The following is a 17,043-nucleotide window of genomic DNA, read 5'->3' as shown; positions in this document are numbered from 1 at the left end:
CAAGCGAAAAGCCTGCCCTCAAAAGCAGGCTTTTTTCGTTGGCGCGCCGTTCGTCCAGTGCCCGGCACTTGCGCCACGTCATTGTCTCTCACGTTTAGGCACGGATTTTCCGTGTGTCAGAACGGAGAGCCAGGCATGGACATCGATGAAAACGCACCGGGCAACCGGTCACAGCAAGAAGTGACACGAACGACCGACAATGAGACGGGGCATGACCCGAAACGCGATCAGCCCGAGGTTCCATTGCCCGCCGATGACGAGGCGCTGCTCGATGAAGACATGACGGACGTGGCGGCCAACAACTCGGTGTCGAGTGAGCATCCCGAGTCGCAATGATTGAATTGAACCAGTATTGAGGGGCGGACCATGAGCAGGTCATTCAAGGTCGGCGACGCGGTTCACTGGAACAGCGAGGCCGGCGAGATTCGCGGCAAGGTTGTCAACGTGCACACCCGCGATGTCGAGTTCATGGGGCGCCATCGACCTGCTTCAAAGGAAGCACCGCAATACGAAGTCAAAAGTGACAAGACCGGGCATCTGGCGATGCACCACGCGGCCGCGCTTCATCCTGCGAACTGAGCGATCTAATGCGACGACACATATTCGGATGACGTTGTCGGTGCCGGCAACGCATACGTCGCCTTCATCCATTCAATCTCGGCCTGCGGTGTCCGGCCGAAAAAGCGTTTGAACTCGCGACTGAATTGCGAGGCACTTTCATAGCCGACGTCGAACGCTGCCGCCGATGCGCTCATGGCTTGGCGCAGCATCAGCAACCGAGCCTGATGCAGGCGTGTCGACTTCAGGTACTGCATCGGCGAGGTATCGGTCACGCTGCGAAAGTGCAGGTGAAAACTCGGCACGCTCATGCTCGCTTCGTGGGCCAGTTGCTCGACGTCAAGGCGTTGCTGATAACAGCTGTGGATCTTGCGGATCGCTCGGCTGACCTTGCCAAAATGCCCCTGACGCTGCAGCGCGGCGCGCATTGAGCCACCTTGCCCGCCCGTAAGAATGCGGTAATAGATCTCCCGCACCAGCGCTGGTCCGAGGATCTGCGCTTCACCGGCCACGCTCATCGCCTCAAGAAAACGCAAGGTCGTGGCGCGCAGTGCGTCGTCCATCGGCGAGGCGTACATGCCTTTGGGTTGGGCATCGCTGGCGCCATGCACCTCATCGACTTGCAGCATCAACTCGCTGGCCAGATGGAAATCCAGGTGCATGTAAATCGCGAGCATCGGCTCGGCCGCCGTGGCGTCGGTCTCCATGGTGAAAGGAATCGGCACGGAGACGACAAGGTAGTGCTGGGCGTCATAGACGTAGGTGTCTTCGCCCAGATAACCGCGTTTGCGACCCTGACAGAGGATGACGATGCCGGGGTCATACAGCACCGGGGTGCGGGTCAGCGGCCGATTCGAGCGCAGGAAACGCACGTCATCGAGTGCGCTGAGGTTGTAGCCCTCGACCGGCGCAAGGGTGTCCATGAGTTGCACCATGCGGGCGGTGGTTGCATCGGCCTGGGTCATTGCGTCCTCTGTCAATGGTCGGTGGAGCGGGTCAGGGCTTGCCATTGATCGATCTCGTCGAGCGCTCGTTGCAGCTTGTCACGCACCAGCGACAAAGCATCGCTACCGAGCAGCAGATGGGCGGGCGGCGTCGGGCTGGCGATGATCTGCAACAGCGCTTGCGCAGCTTTTTGCGGGTCGCCGAGCTGTTTGCCGCTTTTCTCTTCCCGGGCTTTGCGGATCGGGTCAAAACTGGCGTCGTAGTCGGCAATGCTGCGCGCGGTGCGTTGCATCGAGCGGCCTGCCCAGTCTGTGCGAAACGAGCCGGGCGCCACCGCGGTAACAAATATATTCAACGGCTGCAGCTCTTTGCTCAGGGTATCGGAGATTCCTTCAAGGGCAAATTTGCTGCCGCAGTAATAGGCGATGCCGGGCATCGTGATCGTGCCGCCCATGGACGTGATGTTGAGAATGTGGCCGGCGCGACGCTGGCGGAAGTAGGGCAGGAAAGCCTTGGTCATCGCGACCGCGCCGAACACATTGACGTCGAATTGCTTGCGCATGTCCTCCAGCGGCGACTCTTCGAAAACGCCTTCGTGACCGTAACCGGCGTTGTTGACCAGCACATCGACCGGGCCGTGAGTCGCTTCCACTTGGGCGACGACGCTGTCGATCCGCGGTAAGTCGGTGACATCCAGCAGCACGGCGTATGCATTGTCCGGGGACAGGGACTGGAAGTTTTGCTGGTCGGTTTCATTGCGCACCGTACCGATGACGCGATGACCTGCAGCCAGCGCGGCTTTGGCCAAGGCGTGGCCAAAGCCGCTGCTCGCGCCGGTGATGAACAGGGTTTTGCTACGGTTCATGACAATCTCCCAAAGGCTGGTGTGAAGTCATGGTAGCGATCAGGCAGCGAGGCACCTATGCCGGTTCGTCTTGCAGCCTTGCCTATTCCTATGAACCGCCCAACGGGCCGAACATCTCGCTGACCCTACGGATCAGCGCGGCGGTCGGTGCTCCATAACCGGATTGCCAACAAGCCACAGATTGTGGCGCCACGCTCACTTCTGACCGACATCAAGGTTCTCTGATTTGCGGTTCATTCGCGAGTACGGGCTGACCATGTGATTCAGTCAACAGTTCGCGTATCCACTGCGCCTCCTGACGAACGTCCGCGATTTTGTCTTCTGGCAACGCCTGTTGCGCGCGGGCGAGGTGGCTGAGGGTCTTCTGCTTGTGGCGAAGTTTGTGCTGCCATTTGATCAGGAATGCCGGGCTGCGCGCCTGCATCTGCAAGGGACCGAAATACAACTCCTTGTCGGTGTAGCTGACCACTTCGGCGCGTTCGGCGACGATGATTTCGTAGTCGAAGCGACTTTCGCGCAGCACTTCCTCGCTGAGGATGCGGTAGCCGTTTTCCATCAACCACAGGCGCAAGGGTTGCTCACCACCGTTGGGCTGCAGGATCAAGCGTTCGCTGCCGCTCAGGTGCGCCTTGCCGCGTTCGAGGATGTCGCGGATGGTTTCGCCACCCATACCGCAGATGCTGATCGCGGTAATCCGGTCTGCGGGGTTGATCGCCGCCAGGCCATTGGCCTGGCGCACGGTGATTCGCGCTTGCAGGTCGTTTTCACGCACCGTGCGCTGCGCCGCCTGAAACGGCGTCAACGCCACCTCGCCGGCCACTGCTGCCTCAATCGCGCCACGGCGCATCAACGCCACTGGCAGATAACCGTGATCGGAACCGATATCGGCCAGCCGCGCACCAGCCGGCACGTGTGCGGCCACACGCTCAAGGCGCACGGACAAAGTGTTTTCGTTCAACGGCAACCCCAGATTTGCCTGCTGTTTGCGGCATCGTTGGCGGGAAAAAGGGGTGCGACTTTGTCGGGCTAAGGTTGGCCTGTCAAATTCTGTCGACGAAATTGAATAATCAATTAGCAACGCTGAGCACTGAATGGATGCGAGCGCTTGTTTCAGGCCGCGACGCCGAGGAGTTATCTTGTAATAGAAACCTGAACATCGAACTTCACATCCCTTCGTGTCTAGTCAACAATGCGCGCACTGTTCCGGGGTAGTTCAGCGGTGGAACGCTCGGCTCTGGACCGAGTGGGCGCTGGTTCGAATCCAGCCCCCGGACCCATTTTTTACATTGCAGAGTCACAGGGAAGTATGTCCAGGCACGACAGTGAATTCGACGAGCGCAGTGGAGTGAGTGCCGGTTATGCGGTGTTCCAGCTCTCGCGGGCGTTGACCGCTTCGCGGAGCGATGCGGGTCAGCAGGCACGCAATCGTATCGAGCGCTGGCAACGGGTTGTCGAACATCTGCTGCAGGGCAGCGCACAGTACGGTTTACGCATGCCATTCGCCGATTTGCCGACGTGGGTCACACTGGAAGTGGTGACAGGTGGATTTGCCACTGGGCGACTGATTGCTGGTGGTGCTTTGACTGCCTACGAGCGCCAGTTGGCTGCGTCGATTCCTGGCATCCGTGCCGGTCATGAACGGCTCGATCTGAATGCCTGGCACCTTTCAGATGCAGGAGTCGCATCGCTGCAAGAACGTTTGGCGAAAGGCAGTTATCAAATCGATGTTCCGGAGGAGGCCGCACTGCTGACAGTGTCATGGCTTCTGCGGCATCAGCGTAATGACGAAGCGCGAACGTTGATCGAACAGATCGCACCTTTCTTCGAAAGGCTGCGTTTCTTCCCGACTGCCGTTGACGAACCACTGATCTCGACGGCTGAGGTGCATGTTTTTGATACCGCCAGTGTCAGGCAGCGGCTGACGCGGCAATCGGCTCAACCGCGTCTCGCTGTTCAAAAACATGTTGTAGAAAACCGACTGCCTCTCTACGACGCTGCGGTCTCACTGTTTATTTTGACGTATCAGGACGGCTGGCCTTGCCGACACTATCCTGACGGCTGGTTTGAGCGCGCAACCTTACTCGGCAAGCAGATCGCTGAAACCTGTGGCACTGAATTCAATAGCCGAGGACCCTTCAAGAACCGGGCAGCAGAACTGTTTGCGTTACTCGCTCAGAGTTCCCGTGATCAAGCAGCATTGACGGGCCGAGACGTCGGTCGCGTCCGGCGAATTGTCGATGACTTTGTCGCCAAACATGGCCATCCCGAATCCCGCGCACACTCGATTAAACGGGAAGAGCAGCGAAATCACGTGGCTGCCCCCGGACATCATTTGATCGCCCATGCTGTAGCGGAGCGTCTGGAAAATTATCCGGGTGCGGACGGCGTCGAGGACTTTGCTCCACTGTTGAAACCTATCACCGATGAAGAGACGAAGCGTCACGCACTGATCGTAGGGACGATCATTCCGGCTGCTGTTCGCCGACGCCTGGAGCGTTGCCGCAAGGGCACAATCGCTGAGCTGATTGACCATGGCTTGATCTCATCCGGCGATACTGTGGCGCAAGTACTGCCTGCGATGACGGCTGAAATCTGTAACGCCGGATATCGAGACGGAACGCTTCAGACATTGGGAGGTGCTACGTACCGTGCCTTCCGCCGTCGGCGGTCATTGTTGCTAGTCAACCTGCAAAGTCAGGTCAAAATTGCAGAGCTGCCTTGGGTAATGGCTTTAGAAGCTGAGCGTGAGACGAACGCCAACTCCGTTACGGGCGCTAGACAAGCTTTGGTTGAAGCCTCCGCGTTAACTCTCTCTGCGTTTCCGCAAGCGATTCTTCCTAACAAGTTACTGCAGGAGTTTGTTTCTCTGGCTCAAACGGCTCAGTTGGACCTTCCCTTCGTCGAGGAAGTGGCTGCTGACATTTTCATGGGGACTTTCTCCAACAAATTTTCGAGAGCGGCCAGACAATCGGCCAAGCTGATCGCTGGAACGCTTTACGCCCGCTATTACGACATTGATACAGATGGACTGGCGAGCCTTCCCGATCACCGCCGATCGCGGCGCAGAATAAACAACTCTGATGCATTGGCGACGCTGTGCGCACAGCGAGCAAATGCCGTCCTGGGCACGTGGCAGCCAGCAGTCAACGGTACAATCCTCGAACAGCAACAGATCCTGACAACACAAAACCTTGCGGTATTGTTTGGCGAACTCGAGCTCAAAATACTGCTGCAACACCGTCTAAGTGCATTGGCGCTGTCGTGCTTTAAATGGATCTGCAAACGCCACCAAACGCACCTATCGCTCTACCATGCTCGTCTGCTGATGTTGAAAAACACCGCGTATGCGTGGCGTCAGATGATGTTTTATCTGTCGATGCTGGATGGAGAGCTTTTGCATTCGGCACTCGAAAGTCTTGAAGCGCATTTTGCGACGCAATCCGGTGAGTTCCGAGAAAGATTTCTGCCCGCCATGGTCGGGTTGCGTGTTGCCGCTGCAGGAAATCGGCTGACGCTGAGTCGCCAAAAGGATGAGGGTGCAAAGGTTTTTTTGGGTTGGACCACTGAGCGACATTGGCTAATGCCCTCGTAACATCTTTGTCTCCAGACCACAGGAAATCTCCCCGAGCACAAAAGCCTGCTCTCGAAAGCAGGCTTTTGGATCAAGCTTCCGTTTCAAAAACGATTCAGCCTGTACGGTTCGCTGACTGGCAGGCTGCAGGTCTTTGTTACCACCGTAGGCAAAGCCATCCGCACCACCATCTCCGCCGTCACCGCCGCCTGCGTCAACCCTAAATGCTGATGCCCAAATGCAAGCAACACCTTGCCATCACAGACTTGATCAATCACCGGCAACGAATCCGGCAACGATGGACGGAAGCCCATCCACGGTGTCGCTGCTTCGGCACTCAGATCCTTGCGAAACAAACCTTGACTCAATCGATGCAGTTGCCACGCGCGCTCCATGCTCGGCGGCTTTTGCAGTCCGGCGAACTCGACGGTGCCGGCCAGGCGCAAGCCTTCGGTCATTGGCGTCATGATGAATTTGCGCTCCAGCGAGGTGACGGGGAAGGGCAGGCGATCGTGTTCCTGCGGCAGCATCAGGTGATAGCCGCGCTCGGTGTCCAGCGGGACTTTTTGGCCGGTGAGTGCGGCGGTGAGTTTCGCCGAGTGCGCACCACAGGCAATCAGCACGCGGCTTGCACTGACGCCGCCGTTGCCGGTGACCAGCGAAACACCGTGCTCCTGCACATAGCCCCCTTGCACCTGTTGTTGCACGAAACTCACGCCGCTGGCTTGCGCCGCTTCAACCAGTTCGCAGACCACGCGATACGGGTCGATGAAGTGCCCGGTGCGCGGGAAGAACAGGCCGCCCTGAATCTGCTCGCTGAGTTGCGGCGCGGTGTCGCGGATGGCGCTGGCCTGCCAGTAATCGACCGCGACCTGCTGCTGAGCCATGCGCACTTGCAGGGCTTCGATGGCTTGGCGGGATTCAGGCTTTTCGAACACCAGTAATGAACCATCGACCTTGAGCAAGTCCGGCCGCTGGATGTCGGCGAGCAAGCGCTGCCACGCATCCAGACTGCTTTCATTGAGCGCGCGTAATCCGGCCACGGTTTTCTGAAACGGTTCCGCCCTCAGATTCAGCAGCAGCCGGGTGAACCACGGTAAGGCGCGGGGCAGGTATTTCCAGTCCAGGCGCAACGGCCCCATCGGATCCATCAGCATCGCCGGCAGGCGTTTGAGGATAGAAGCGTCGGCAATCGGGAACACTTGTTCGGTCGCCAGATGCCCGGCGTTGCCGAACGAGGCGCCGTGGCCAGGCGGCTGCTGATCGATGACCACCACGCGCAATCCCTGGTGCGCCAGACGCAGTGCGCAGGCGACGCCGATGATGCCGGCGCCGACCACCGCGATGTCGCAGGAGACGTTATTGGCCATGGTTCGAGGCTTCCCTTTGCCCGTCGAACAAGCGTCGCAGGTGCAGCGGATTGGCCTGTTTCAGTGCGGCGGGTAACAGGCTGTCGGGGAAATCCTGATAGCAAACCGGGCGCAGGAATCGCAGGATGGCGGCGCTGCCGACCGAGGTCGTGCGCGCGTCGGAGGTGGCCGGGAAAGGCCCGCCATGCACCATCGCATCGCAGACTTCCACACCGGTCGGCCAGCCGTTTACCAGCAGGCGACCGGCCTTGCGCTCCAGTGTCGGAAGCAAGGTGCGAGCCAGTTCAAGGTCGGCGTCGTCAAGGTGCAGGGTGACGGTCAGTTGGCCTTCGAGTTGCTCGGTAACCTGACGGATTTCGTCGTCGCTGGCGCATTGCACGATCAACGACGTCGCACCGAACGCCTCGGCTTGCAGGTTGTGATCGCTCAGGAAATTCGCCGCTTGCGTGACGAAGACATGCGCTTGCCCCTGATTCGCGCCGGTGCCGATTTGCCCCGCCGCAACGATACGCGCACCGGCGTTTTCGGCTAGCGCCTTCACAGCCGATGCGTAAGCGTTGTAGATACCCGGCGTCAGCATCGTTTGCGCCGCACGAGTCTCGATGCACCTGGCTGTTGCCCCCATGAACTCATCGAGGGCCGGGCCTTTACGGGCAATCACCAATCCCGGATTGGTACAAAACTGCCCGGCGCCCAAGGTCAGCGAGCCGACAAACCCTTCGGCCAATGCCTCTGCGCGGTTTTGCAACGCCGCCGGAAACAGCAACACCGGATTGATCGAACTCATTTCCGCATACACCGGAATCGGCTCGGGCCTGGTCTGCGCCGCTTGAATCAATGCCAATCCGCCAGCGCGGGAACCGGTAAAGCCGACGGCTTTGATGCGCGGATCGCTGACCAGTGCAATGCCGACTTCGCGGCCAGAACCGTACAGCAACGAAAAAACCCCTTCGGGCATACCGCAGGCTTTTACCGCTCGAGCGAGCGCGCGGCCGACCAGTTCGCTGGTGCCGGGATGCGCGCTGTGCGCCTTGACCACCACCGGGCAGCCGGCCGCCAGTGCCGAAGTGGTGTCACCACCGGCCACCGAAAATGCCAGGGGAAAATTGCTCGCACCAAACACCGCCACCGGCCCAAGAGCAATCTGGCGCTGACGCAAATCCGAACGCGGCAACGGTTGGCGCTGCGGCTGTGCGTTATCGACACGTACATCCAGCCATTCACCGGCGCGCACGGTGCGCGCGAACATTCTTAATTGTTGGCAAGTACGCCCGCGCTCGCCCAGTAAACGCGCTGGGGGCAGGCCGGTTTCGGTGTGTGCGCGGTTGATCAATTCATCGCCGAGGGCTTCGATTTCAGCGGCAATGCTTTCCAGAAAGTCGGCGCGGGCACTGAGGGTGGTTTCGCGGTAGGCGTCCAGCGCCGCCCAGGCCAATGCGCACGCCTGTTCGACGTGCTCGGCCGAGCCACCGGCATAGGCCGGTTCCAGCGCAGCGTTCGTGGCCGGGTTGATTCCGTGAATGGCGGCGCGGTTGCCCGCAACCGTGTGCTGCCCGATCAGCATGTGGCCCGTCAGAGTCATGGTGTCTTCCTGATGAAAAAAGAGGGAGGCCTGCCGCGCAGCACAAGGCTTCGCGGCAGCTGAGGGGAGGGTCAGGCGAAGTTCTCTTCCGCCGACCAGTTCTCGTACCAGTGACGGAACAGCGAGTACTGCTGCTCGGCATAACGTCGTTGCGAGTCACTCAACGCATCGGTTTCGTTGAAGTGCTGGGTGTATTCCTTGTCACCGTTGAGCACCATCAGATGCTTGTAATACAGCACCAGATCGCAGCCCTCATCGAACGACGACAGCACTGCCAGTGCCGATTCCAGTTCTCGCGCCTGACGTCGGGCCTTGGCATCACCCTTGGCCGCTCGCTTGCTCAGCGCTACCAGTTGCAGCACTTCGCGGGGCAGGGCGTTGCCGATGCCGGTGATGGCGCCGGTGGCGTTGCAGTTGACGAAACCGTGCACCACTTGCGTGTCGACGCCGACCATCAGGGTCACGTCATCGTCCTTGGAGGTGATGTTTTCCGCGGCGTAACGCAGGTCGGCGCCACCGCCGAATTCCTTGAAGCCGATCAGGTTCGGATACTCGTGACGCAGTTCGAAGAACAGGTCAGCGCGGGTGGCGAAGCCGTAGTAAGGACTGTTGTAGATCACTGCCGGCAGATTCGGTGCGGCTTGCAGAATGGCCGCGAAGTGAGCCTTTTGCGCGGCCGGTGAAGCGCCACGGGACATTACGCGTGGAATCACCATCAAGCCTTGTGCACCTACTTTCGCTGCGTGCGCTGCGTGGGAAACCGCTTCACGAGAATTCACCGCGCCGGTGCCGACAATCGTCGGAATACCGGCGGCGACCAGACGCGCCACGCCTTCCTGACGCTCGGCTTCGGTCAGCAGCGGCCAGTCGCCCATCGAACCGCAGTAGACCACCGCGCTCATGCCGATATCGATCAGCTCGCGACCCTTGGCCACCAGTGCGTCGAAGTCCGGTTTGCGTTGGGCGGTGCACGGGGTCATCAGGGCTGGCATGCAACCGGTGAAGATGTTGTCGCTCATTGTTTTAACTCCTTGGCACATCATTCAAATTGAGGTGAAAAGTCAGCGCGGCGGCTCAGATGCCCCACGCGAACGGGTCGGTTTCGTCGATCAGCAGCGTGCTGTCGGCGGTCATGTACGCGCGGCCAGTGATGAACGGGCGAATGCGTTCGCCCTCCCATTCGAAGCGGCCTTCGAACTGGCTGCCGGTGATGCTTGCCTGCACCCAGGTCGCGCCGGGTTGCAGCTTGTCGTCGGCGGCGAGGCAGGCGAGTTTGGCGCTGGTGCCGGTGCCGCAAGGGGAGCGGTCGTAGGCTTTGCCGGGGCACATGACGAAGTTGCGGCTGTCGGCGTTGGCGTCGTCAGCGAACAGTTCGATGTGGTCGATCACCGCGCCGTCTTCGCCGTAAATGCCTTGGTCTTCGAGGGCCTTGAGCATCGCCCAGGTGTAGGCGGTGAGGTGTTCGACGTTGTCCATCGTCAACGTTTGGCCGTGCTCCGAGACGAGGAAAAACCAGTTGCCGCCATAGGCGATGTCACCCAATACCTGGCCGAATCCCGGCACGTCCACCGGCACCTGTTTGCGGTGGCGATAGGCGGGGACGTTGCCCAGCGTGACGGAGCCATCGTCATGCAGCGTGGCACTGACCGGGCCGACCGGCGTGTCGATCTTGTGCACGCCCGGCTGGATTTTTCCCAAGTACTGCAACGAATTGATCAGGCCAATCGTGCCGTGGCCACACATGCCGAGGTAGCCGGCGTTGTTGAAGAAAATCACCCCGCAGGTGGCGTTCGGCGAGACCGGCTCGCAATACAGCGCGCCAACCAACACATCGTTGCCACGCGGTTCCAGCAGGCAGGCGCGGCGCCATGCATCATGCTGATTGCGCAGGGCATCGCGTTTTTCCACCATGCTGTTGCCCGGCAGATTAGGGAAACCTTTCATCACCAGGCGCGTCGGTTCGCCGCCGGTGTGGGAATCAATGACGTGTAGTTCTTTCATGAATGGATCCCGTTGGATGAGTTCAGTAAGCGCCGGCAGGGCGCGCGGACACGGTTGAGGCGGGCGCTACGACTTCGCTTTCCTCGTCATCTTCTTCAAGACGCAGCAGGTGCGCCGGTACGCCTGTTGCGGCGCCCCAGTAATAAATGCCGGTGGCGCAAGCGGCGACAACGATGGTGTCGAAAGGGTGAGTGAGGATGCCGAGACCGCCGAAGGTGCCGAGTTTCGACAGGACGATGGTCACCGCGTAGAAAGCGATCAGCCACGCCGAGGAGCGCACCTGACGGGCCAGATTGAGGTGAGCGGTCGGCACGAAGCGGCCGCACAGCAGATACACCACGAACATCAGGATCTGCAGGCCAAGCAGCCATGACACGGTGCTCCAGCCTGACCAGTAAACGATCAGCGCGGCGATGATGAACGACACCGGCCCGAGTACGCCCATGCACTTGACCCGGAACGGGCGCGGCATGTTCGGCGCGTTGCGGCGCAGGGCAGCCACGGAAACCGGGGCCACGGCGTAGCTCAGCACCAGCGCAGCGGAGACCACGTTGATCAGCGCTTCCCACGACGGGAACGGCAGGGTCCAGAACACTGACAGGGCAAAGGTCAGCCACAACGCCGGGCGCGGAATGCCGGACTTCTCATCAATGTGGGTGAAGACTTTGAAGAAGGTCCCGGTCTGCGCCCAGCCGTAGATCACCCGCGGGGTCGCGTTCATGTAGATGTTGCCGCAGCCACTCGGCGAGATCACCGCGTCGGCCACCACCAGATACGCCAGCCAGCCCACGCCCAGCGCCAAGGCGATGTCGCGATAAGGCAGGGCGAATTCCTTGCTGATACCGGCCCAGCCGTTGGCGAGCATTTCGGTCGGGATGCTGCCGAGAAAGGCCATTTGCAGCAGTACGTAAATCAGCGTCGACAGCAGCACCGACAGGATCAACGCAATGGGAATGGTGCGCTGCGGATTTTTCACTTCACTGGCCACCGAGATGATCGGCGTCAGTCCCAGATAAGCGAAAATGACGCCACCCGCCGACACCGCCATCTCGACACCGGACAGGCCGAACGGTGCGAAGCCCTGAACCTCGAAGTTGGCCGGTTTGAAGAAGGTGAACAGCACACCTATCACCAGCAACGGCACGATGAACTTGAACACGCTGATCAAATTGTTGGCCTTGGCGAAGGTCTTCACGCTGCGATAGTTGAGCAGGAAAAACACGCACAGCAGACCGAACTGCACCATCCAGCCGAGAATCGTCGGATCGCCGCTGCCAGCCTTGGTCAGGCCGGGAAACCACGCCGCCGCGTATTGGCGCGAGGCAACCACTTCGATCGCCACCAGACTGGAAAACGCGATCAGCGTGATGAAGCCCATCAGATAACCGAGCAGCGGGCCGTGGGAGTAAACCGGGTAGCGCACCACGCCGCCGGCACGCGGCAAGGCCGCGCCCAGTTCGCAGTAAACGATGCCCAGCAACAGCACGGCAAAACCGCCCAGCAGCCAGGAGAAAATCCCTGCCGGCCCGGCAATGGCGGACACGTGACTGGCCGCGAACAACCAGCCGGAGCCGAAGATCGCGCCGAGTCCGATAAATGTGAGGTCGATCAGTGAAAGCTGTTTTTTGAACTTGCCTTGGCCTGACATGGCATCGCCTTCTTGTGAGTTATTGGATAGGCAGTTGTGTCACTGGGACGGCCAGACTTTGAACTCATCGAGGGCGCGGCGATTGATGTTTTGCGATGGGTTGGATGACGAATTCAGCACAATCGCCCAGATGAAACGCTGCTCTCGACATGCGCTGAGCGATGCTGCAATCTGCACGCGAACGCCGCAGGGCGGGCCCTTGGCCAATCTACGTCACGAGGGGGGATTGTTTGATGCAGCACGCGTTTTCACGCCTGGCCCAAGGCGTTGGCGGCAATCGTCCGCAAACCCTTGAAGAGCTGTTGACCGGCGCGGCATTGCTGTTGCCGATGCTCGACGTGATCCCCAACGCGGCGATTTTCATCAAGGATGTGCAGGCCCGTTACGTCCTCGCCAATCGCACATTGGTGCAACGTTGCGGGTTAAAAGACTTGCGTCCATTGCTCGGTAAAACCAGCGCACAGGTATTTCCGGCGCAACTGGGGCCGGGCTATACCGAGCAGGATCGCAAAGTGCTGGAGGAGGGCTTTGTGCTGGAGGACCAGCTGGAGTTGCATCTGTATGGCAGCCGCGAACCGGGCTGGTGCCTGACGCACAAGCAGCCGTTGTACAACCGCGGTGGCGAGATCATCGGTCTGGCGGGTATCTCGGTCGATCTGCAATCGGCCAGCGAAACCCACCCGGCATTCGAGCGGCTGGCCGCTGTCGATGAGCATATTCGGGCGAACTTCAATCGCCGTGTCACCCTCGGTGAACTGACGCGAATTGCCGGTATTTCCGTCGCGCAACTGGAACGCTACTGCAAACGCGTGTTCCACCTGACACCCCGGCAGATGATCCAGAAAGTGCGCCTGGAACATGCCCATCGATTGCTGCATACGGACTTGCCGATCACTGAGGTCGCGCTGCAATGTGGCTACACCGATCACAGCGCGTTTACCCGTCAGTTCAAGGCTTCGACCGGATTCACCCCACGCCAGTACCGCCAGGCGACGGGGCACTAATGGCCTGCTATGGAGGCGAGAAAAGACATTGAACCATGAATTGTGGCTGGAGCCTGATGGCTTGGAGTTGTTCGTTGTGTCCGGGCCTCATGGTGATGAGGCGCGAGCGCTGCTTGAACCGGGGTCGAAGCTGGTTTGGGAGGTCTGCGCCGACAGCTATTTTGACGCGATGACCCAGTACTATGCGTACATGGATTGGGGGGTATGGACGACCGACTTTCCAGAGCACGATAAAACCAGTTACCGGGATCGTGGTTGGGACACCAGTCCAAAGGGGAAATAAAGTCAGTGTTGCCCCCCTGTAGGAGATTTTCAGGCCAGTACGGTGAGCCATGCCGACAGCAGCAGTAACGACGCCAATACTGCGTTCATGCGCCTGAACGCTTGCGGTGAGCCGATCAACCGCCTGCTGCCCACGCCCAGCAGCGCCCACAACGTCATGCACGGCAACGACACCAGCAGAAATGCCAGCGACAACACCAACAGTTGCAGCGTCTTGTCGCCGCCTCCGACAAACACACTGGCCACTGCCATGGCCATCATCCACACCTTGGGGTTGACCAGTTGCAGCGTTGCCGCGCCGAGCACGCTCAAACCTTGTTCTTGCTGCTCTGTCGGGTTCAGTGATGGCGGTGCACTGCGAAAGATCTGCCAGGCCAGCCAACTCAACCAGAGCACGCCGCCCCAGGCCATGGCTTGCTGCACACGAGGAAAACGCAGCAGTGTTTCGCCGGCACCGAGGCCCACCACCAGCACGATGAGCGCCGCCGCTGCGCAGGCACCAAAAATGATCGGCAGCGTGGCCAGCAAGCCTTGGCGCGAGCTGTGGCTCAACACCAGAATATTGGTCGGGCCGGGAGTGATGGACGCAACGAAAGCAAACAGCAGGAAGGGCAGTAATGACGCCATGGTGCAGATTCCCTGAAAGTGAACACAGGGGGCCATGATTACTCGTCAATGTGCGTCAGTCTGGAAGGTTTGAGCAGCGCTTGCGGTAGTCCGCCGGTGTCAGTTGGTAGGCGCGGCGGAACCAGCGCCCCAAATGACTCTGATCGGCAAAACCCAGCACGCTGGCCACCTGCGCCGGTGTTTCACCGCGTGCGAGCAACTGCCGTGCCTTGGCCAAACGTAGCTGGATCAGATACGCGTGCGGCGCCAGGCCGAAGGCTGTCTTGAAGGCGCGGCTCAGACGAAAACGATCCACCCCGCAAACGCGCGCCAGGTCATCGAGGCCGATGTCTTCATAGGCATGTGCGTGCAGGTAGTCCCGCGCCACTTGCGCCACCAGCGGCAGGCGCGGATCGAAATCCTGACGCTTGCGCCAAGCGAGATGGCCTGTGAGCGAGCCCAACAGGCCATCGATGGCGGTTTGGCGAACGATGCGCAAGTCGCCGTCGTGCAGTGCGTGGAAGGCTTGATGAATGGCTGTAGCCAGACGCGGGTCCTGGCTCAGGGTGTCGGCAAAACCGGGCTGGCTGTCGGACGGCGCGTCTTCGAACAGCGCGTGCATTTCGCGCTCCAGCCAATGCGGGTCGAGGTATAGCATCGAATAGGTAAAGCCGTCCTCGGTCGGTGCATGGCCATCGTGAATCTCCCCCGGTTCGAGCAAGATCGCCTGGCCCGGCGTGCTGCGATGGCGCACGCGGCGGCAATTGAACTGCTGAACGCCTTGCTCGGTGACCCCGACGAGAAAGCTGTCATGCCAGTGCGGGTCGTAGGCATGCCCTTCGAAGTGAGCACGAATCGATTCAATCCCGGTGTCGACATCCTGGGACAGATCGATCCAGTTGCGTTTATCCACGGAAGGCTCCAGGGGCTCGGCTTTGAAAAATGCGGCCTCATAAAATACCGCGCAACGCAGCTGGGCGTTTAGAAGATTTGTGCAGAAAGGCAAGTGCAAACGGCTAGACTCAACGGCACACGACCCTTTAGCGACAGGTGCAACGCGATGATCGACCGACGCTCGCCATGGGTTCTGCCTACCCTGATCGTCTTCAGCCTGACGCTGGCCGCCGGCTGCTCGAACCGCAAGCATTATCCACCCTCTGGCGTCGGCGACAGCTGTTACGCCAAGGCCTTGCCGACCGTTGGCGAGGGAGGTCTGGCGTGGGGCTCCAGCCTGAACATGGCGCGGCAGAAATCGATGAATAACTGCATCCGCTACGCCGGCCGTTCAGGCGGCACGCCGAATACCTGTCAGGTGGTGTTGGCCAAGTGCAAATAGCGTTTCATTGGCTTGGGTGCGTTGGTTGTGTGCGTATGAAGCAGCGATTTCCAGGCGAAAAAAAACCGCCTTTGCGGGGCGGTTCTTTTGTAAACCTCGGTTTGCGGCCGGGGTTGGTGCTTCACTAGCCAAACTGACGTGCAGGAATGGTAGGAGCCTTTGCGTCACCTTGCAACGTTAATCTGTGCTTTGATCCGGTTTTTTCAGCGTTGTTTATTCGAATTAATCATGCAGAAATAACGATTTACAAAAGCAGAAAGTTTCTCTGCATGAGAACCTTTGATTGAAGGTTATGATGCCGACGCTCAGATGTTCGTTCGAAGGTGAGGTCTGGCTGGCAACTCAACGGTTTCATTCCCTCTGACACGGTTTTGCACCCGTGCCGGGATGATGGTTCAGAGGGCATTCAACCGGCCGCCTCACTAGCCAGACTGACGTTTAGGCTGAAGGCACGCATGATCCGGTAAGTTTGCTGGAGGTTTGGCCCCCTGACCTGGAGGCCAAAACGTATGAAGCATTTGCTGCGTACGCTGAGCCTCGTATGGAGATCGTTCAAAGCGTTGAGCTTTTACGAATTCCTGCGAGACCACTTTGACGATCTGAAGTAACGACCGTTACTGTGGGAAAACCCGTTTCAGTCTTGTGCTGGGACGGGTTTTTTTGTTGTATAAAGCTGTCAAAAGTACGAACTTTCTTTTTGGCGGTCTGAAGGGCTGTAGGGCGTTTCCATTGGCGGCTGTAGGCAATCATCGCGCGGCCCAACTATTGACTGCATCAATAACAACCATTAATTCAATGAAGTTCTCATATCAGTACCGCGGCGTAAGATCGGCTCCATTCCCAACCACGCAATCGGAGCACATCACCATGAAACGCCAAGTCCTTCTCGGTATCGCTTTCTCGATCTTCGCACTGAATGCTTTTGCCGTCACCGAAACCGATCCATTGTTCAGCGATGCAGTTGCCGCTACTGAAACCGATCCATTGTTCAGCGATGCAGTTGCCGCTACTGAAACCGATCCATTGTTCAGCGACGCAGTCGCGGCCACTGAAACCGATCCTCTGTTCAGCGACGCCGTTGCTTCTGATGGCTCGGATCATCTGCAAGGCAATCGGGTCGCAGAAGGTGGCGCGGATCGCCTGATCGAACGCCGTGCAGTCTGAATGCACGCGCTTACCGCAGCAGCCAACGAAAAGCCCGGCCAGATCAGCCGGGCTTTTTTGCTTGAGCGAGCACGACACGCTGGTAAAAGTGTTCGATTACCGGATACCCGA

Annotated in this window: 17 protein-coding genes and 1 tRNA gene; 8 read left to right on the top strand and 10 right to left on the bottom strand. The window is 59.4% G+C overall.

Annotated elements, in window-relative coordinates:
- Positions 1-135 precede the first annotated feature (135 nt).
- Both ACIPIZ_RS03630 and ACIPIZ_RS03625 read left to right on the top strand, forming a co-directional pair.
- Positions 136-336 (top strand): hypothetical protein, encoded by a 201-nt coding sequence (locus ACIPIZ_RS03630; protein WP_064390430.1) that lies wholly within the window; start codon positions 136-138, stop codon positions 334-336.
- A 30-nt stretch (positions 337-366) separates the two neighbouring features.
- Positions 367-579: a DUF2945 domain-containing protein gene (locus tag ACIPIZ_RS03625; RefSeq protein WP_064390429.1), complete on the top strand. Its 213-nt coding sequence runs from the start codon at positions 367-369 to the stop codon at positions 577-579.
- A 5-nt stretch (positions 580-584) separates the two neighbouring features.
- On the opposite strand, the gene ACIPIZ_RS03620 is transcribed toward ACIPIZ_RS03625, so the two are convergent.
- Together ACIPIZ_RS03620 and ACIPIZ_RS03615 are read right to left on the bottom strand one after the other, a co-directional pair.
- Positions 585-1,523: an AraC family transcriptional regulator gene (locus ACIPIZ_RS03620; protein WP_064390428.1), complete on the bottom strand. Its 939-nt coding sequence runs from the start codon at positions 1,521-1,523 to the stop codon at positions 585-587.
- Positions 1,524-1,534: 11 nt separating this feature from the next.
- Positions 1,535-2,368 (bottom strand): oxidoreductase, encoded by an 834-nt coding sequence (locus tag ACIPIZ_RS03615; protein WP_401164025.1) that lies wholly within the window; start codon positions 2,366-2,368, stop codon positions 1,535-1,537.
- 29 nt (positions 2,369-2,397) lie between these two features.
- Here ACIPIZ_RS03615 and ACIPIZ_RS03610 point away from each other — a divergent pair, with 29 nt between their 5' ends.
- Positions 2,398-2,526, top strand: coding sequence for a hypothetical protein (locus ACIPIZ_RS03610; RefSeq protein WP_401164022.1), 129 nt, complete (start codon positions 2,398-2,400; stop codon positions 2,524-2,526).
- A gap of 53 nt (positions 2,527-2,579) precedes the next feature.
- Here the strand turns inward: ACIPIZ_RS03610 and ACIPIZ_RS03605 are convergent, their stop codons facing one another.
- Positions 2,580-3,326, bottom strand: coding sequence for a tRNA (adenine(22)-N(1))-methyltransferase (locus ACIPIZ_RS03605; RefSeq protein WP_401164019.1), 747 nt, complete (start codon positions 3,324-3,326; stop codon positions 2,580-2,582).
- 244 nt (positions 3,327-3,570) lie between these two features.
- Here ACIPIZ_RS03605 and ACIPIZ_RS03600 point away from each other — a divergent pair.
- Positions 3,571-3,645: transfer RNA gene (locus ACIPIZ_RS03600), tRNA-Gln, on the top strand.
- A gap of 29 nt (positions 3,646-3,674) precedes the next feature.
- On the top strand, positions 3,675-5,960 hold the full coding sequence (locus tag ACIPIZ_RS03595) for a hypothetical protein (RefSeq protein WP_064390426.1): 2,286 nt from the start codon (positions 3,675-3,677) through the stop codon (positions 5,958-5,960).
- Between the two features lie 83 nt (positions 5,961-6,043).
- On the opposite strand, the gene ACIPIZ_RS03590 is transcribed toward ACIPIZ_RS03595, so the two are convergent.
- The 5 genes from ACIPIZ_RS03590 to ACIPIZ_RS03570 form a co-directional block, all read right to left on the bottom strand.
- A complete protein-coding gene (locus ACIPIZ_RS03590) occupies positions 6,044-7,309 on the bottom strand; it encodes an NAD(P)/FAD-dependent oxidoreductase (protein WP_401164016.1) in 1,266 nt (421 codons plus the stop codon).
- Positions 7,299-8,891 (bottom strand): aldehyde dehydrogenase (NADP(+)), encoded by a 1,593-nt coding sequence (locus ACIPIZ_RS03585; protein ID WP_401164013.1) that lies wholly within the window; start codon positions 8,889-8,891, stop codon positions 7,299-7,301. The genes ACIPIZ_RS03590 and ACIPIZ_RS03585 overlap by 11 nt, the downstream gene beginning before the upstream one ends.
- A 71-nt stretch (positions 8,892-8,962) precedes the next feature.
- Positions 8,963-9,910, bottom strand: a complete 948-nt coding sequence (locus ACIPIZ_RS03580) for a dihydrodipicolinate synthase family protein (RefSeq protein ID WP_401164011.1) — start codon at positions 9,908-9,910, stop codon at positions 8,963-8,965.
- 55 nt (positions 9,911-9,965) lie between these two features.
- On the bottom strand, positions 9,966-10,892 hold the full coding sequence (locus ACIPIZ_RS03575; RefSeq protein ID WP_122660552.1) for a 4-hydroxyproline epimerase: 927 nt from the start codon (positions 10,890-10,892) through the stop codon (positions 9,966-9,968).
- Between the two features lie 22 nt (positions 10,893-10,914).
- Positions 10,915-12,540: an APC family permease gene (locus ACIPIZ_RS03570; RefSeq protein ID WP_105707724.1), complete on the bottom strand. Its 1,626-nt coding sequence runs from the start codon at positions 12,538-12,540 to the stop codon at positions 10,915-10,917.
- A gap of 233 nt (positions 12,541-12,773) precedes the next feature.
- Here ACIPIZ_RS03570 and ACIPIZ_RS03565 point away from each other — a divergent pair, with 233 nt between their 5' ends.
- Entirely contained in the window at positions 12,774-13,544 is a 771-nt protein-coding gene (locus tag ACIPIZ_RS03565) for a helix-turn-helix domain-containing protein (RefSeq protein WP_401164008.1), read from the top strand.
- Positions 13,545-13,856: 312 nt separating this feature from the next.
- On the opposite strand, the gene ACIPIZ_RS03560 is transcribed toward ACIPIZ_RS03565, so the two are convergent.
- Positions 13,857-14,453 carry a LysE family translocator gene (locus ACIPIZ_RS03560; RefSeq protein ID WP_401164005.1) on the bottom strand — a complete coding sequence of 199 codons (597 nt, stop codon included), beginning with the start codon at positions 14,451-14,453 and terminating at the stop codon, positions 13,857-13,859.
- 55 nt (positions 14,454-14,508) lie between these two features.
- Positions 14,509-15,345: an AraC family transcriptional regulator gene (locus ACIPIZ_RS03555; protein ID WP_105707717.1), complete on the bottom strand. Its 837-nt coding sequence runs from the start codon at positions 15,343-15,345 to the stop codon at positions 14,509-14,511.
- Positions 15,346-15,492: 147 nt separating this feature from the next.
- On the opposite strand from ACIPIZ_RS03555, the gene ACIPIZ_RS03550 reads away from it, so the two are divergent.
- Positions 15,493-15,768, top strand: coding sequence for a hypothetical protein (locus ACIPIZ_RS03550; RefSeq protein ID WP_064390416.1), 276 nt, complete (start codon positions 15,493-15,495; stop codon positions 15,766-15,768).
- An 867-nt stretch (positions 15,769-16,635) separates the two neighbouring features.
- Positions 16,636-16,932 (top strand): hypothetical protein, encoded by a 297-nt coding sequence (locus tag ACIPIZ_RS03545; protein ID WP_401164002.1) that lies wholly within the window; start codon positions 16,636-16,638, stop codon positions 16,930-16,932.
- The last annotated feature ends 111 nt before the right edge of the window (positions 16,933-17,043 follow it).

Source organism: Pseudomonas sp. NPDC087690, from assembly GCF_044743175.1.
Taxonomy (GTDB): Bacteria; Pseudomonadota; Gammaproteobacteria; order Pseudomonadales; family Pseudomonadaceae; genus Aquipseudomonas.
This window is presented reverse-complemented; position numbering and strand designations above follow the sequence as displayed.

What these genes read in the sequence shown, in the direction of transcription:
- ACIPIZ_RS03630 (WP_064390430.1), top strand. Translation starts at nt 136, where the DNA reads ATGGACATCGATGAAAACGCACCGGGCAACCGGTCACAGCAAGAAGTG.
- ACIPIZ_RS03590 (WP_401164016.1), bottom strand. Translation starts at nt 7,309, where the DNA reads ATGGCCAATAACGTCTCCTGCGACATCGCGGTGGTCGGCGCCGGCATC.
- ACIPIZ_RS03585 (WP_401164013.1), bottom strand. Translation starts at nt 8,891, where the DNA reads ATGACTCTGACGGGCCACATGCTGATCGGGCAGCACACGGTTGCGGGC.
- ACIPIZ_RS03550 (WP_064390416.1), top strand. Translation starts at nt 15,493, where the DNA reads ATGATCGACCGACGCTCGCCATGGGTTCTGCCTACCCTGATCGTCTTC.
- ACIPIZ_RS03570 (WP_105707724.1), bottom strand. Translation starts at nt 12,540, where the DNA reads ATGTCAGGCCAAGGCAAGTTCAAAAAACAGCTTTCACTGATCGACCTC.
- ACIPIZ_RS03545 (WP_401164002.1), top strand. Translation starts at nt 16,636, where the DNA reads ATGAAACGCCAAGTCCTTCTCGGTATCGCTTTCTCGATCTTCGCACTG.
- ACIPIZ_RS03625 (WP_064390429.1), top strand. Translation starts at nt 367, where the DNA reads ATGAGCAGGTCATTCAAGGTCGGCGACGCGGTTCACTGGAACAGCGAG.
- ACIPIZ_RS03610 (WP_401164022.1), top strand. Translation starts at nt 2,398, where the DNA reads ATGGTAGCGATCAGGCAGCGAGGCACCTATGCCGGTTCGTCTTGCAGC.
- ACIPIZ_RS03620 (WP_064390428.1), bottom strand. Translation starts at nt 1,523, where the DNA reads ATGACCCAGGCCGATGCAACCACCGCCCGCATGGTGCAACTCATGGAC.
- ACIPIZ_RS03615 (WP_401164025.1), bottom strand. Translation starts at nt 2,368, where the DNA reads ATGAACCGTAGCAAAACCCTGTTCATCACCGGCGCGAGCAGCGGCTTT.
- ACIPIZ_RS03565 (WP_401164008.1), top strand. Translation starts at nt 12,774, where the DNA reads ATGCAGCACGCGTTTTCACGCCTGGCCCAAGGCGTTGGCGGCAATCGT.
- ACIPIZ_RS03560 (WP_401164005.1), bottom strand. Translation starts at nt 14,453, where the DNA reads ATGGCGTCATTACTGCCCTTCCTGCTGTTTGCTTTCGTTGCGTCCATC.
- ACIPIZ_RS03575 (WP_122660552.1), bottom strand. Translation starts at nt 10,892, where the DNA reads ATGAAAGAACTACACGTCATTGATTCCCACACCGGCGGCGAACCGACG.
- ACIPIZ_RS03580 (WP_401164011.1), bottom strand. Translation starts at nt 9,910, where the DNA reads ATGAGCGACAACATCTTCACCGGTTGCATGCCAGCCCTGATGACCCCG.
- ACIPIZ_RS03595 (WP_064390426.1), top strand. Translation starts at nt 3,675, where the DNA reads ATGTCCAGGCACGACAGTGAATTCGACGAGCGCAGTGGAGTGAGTGCC.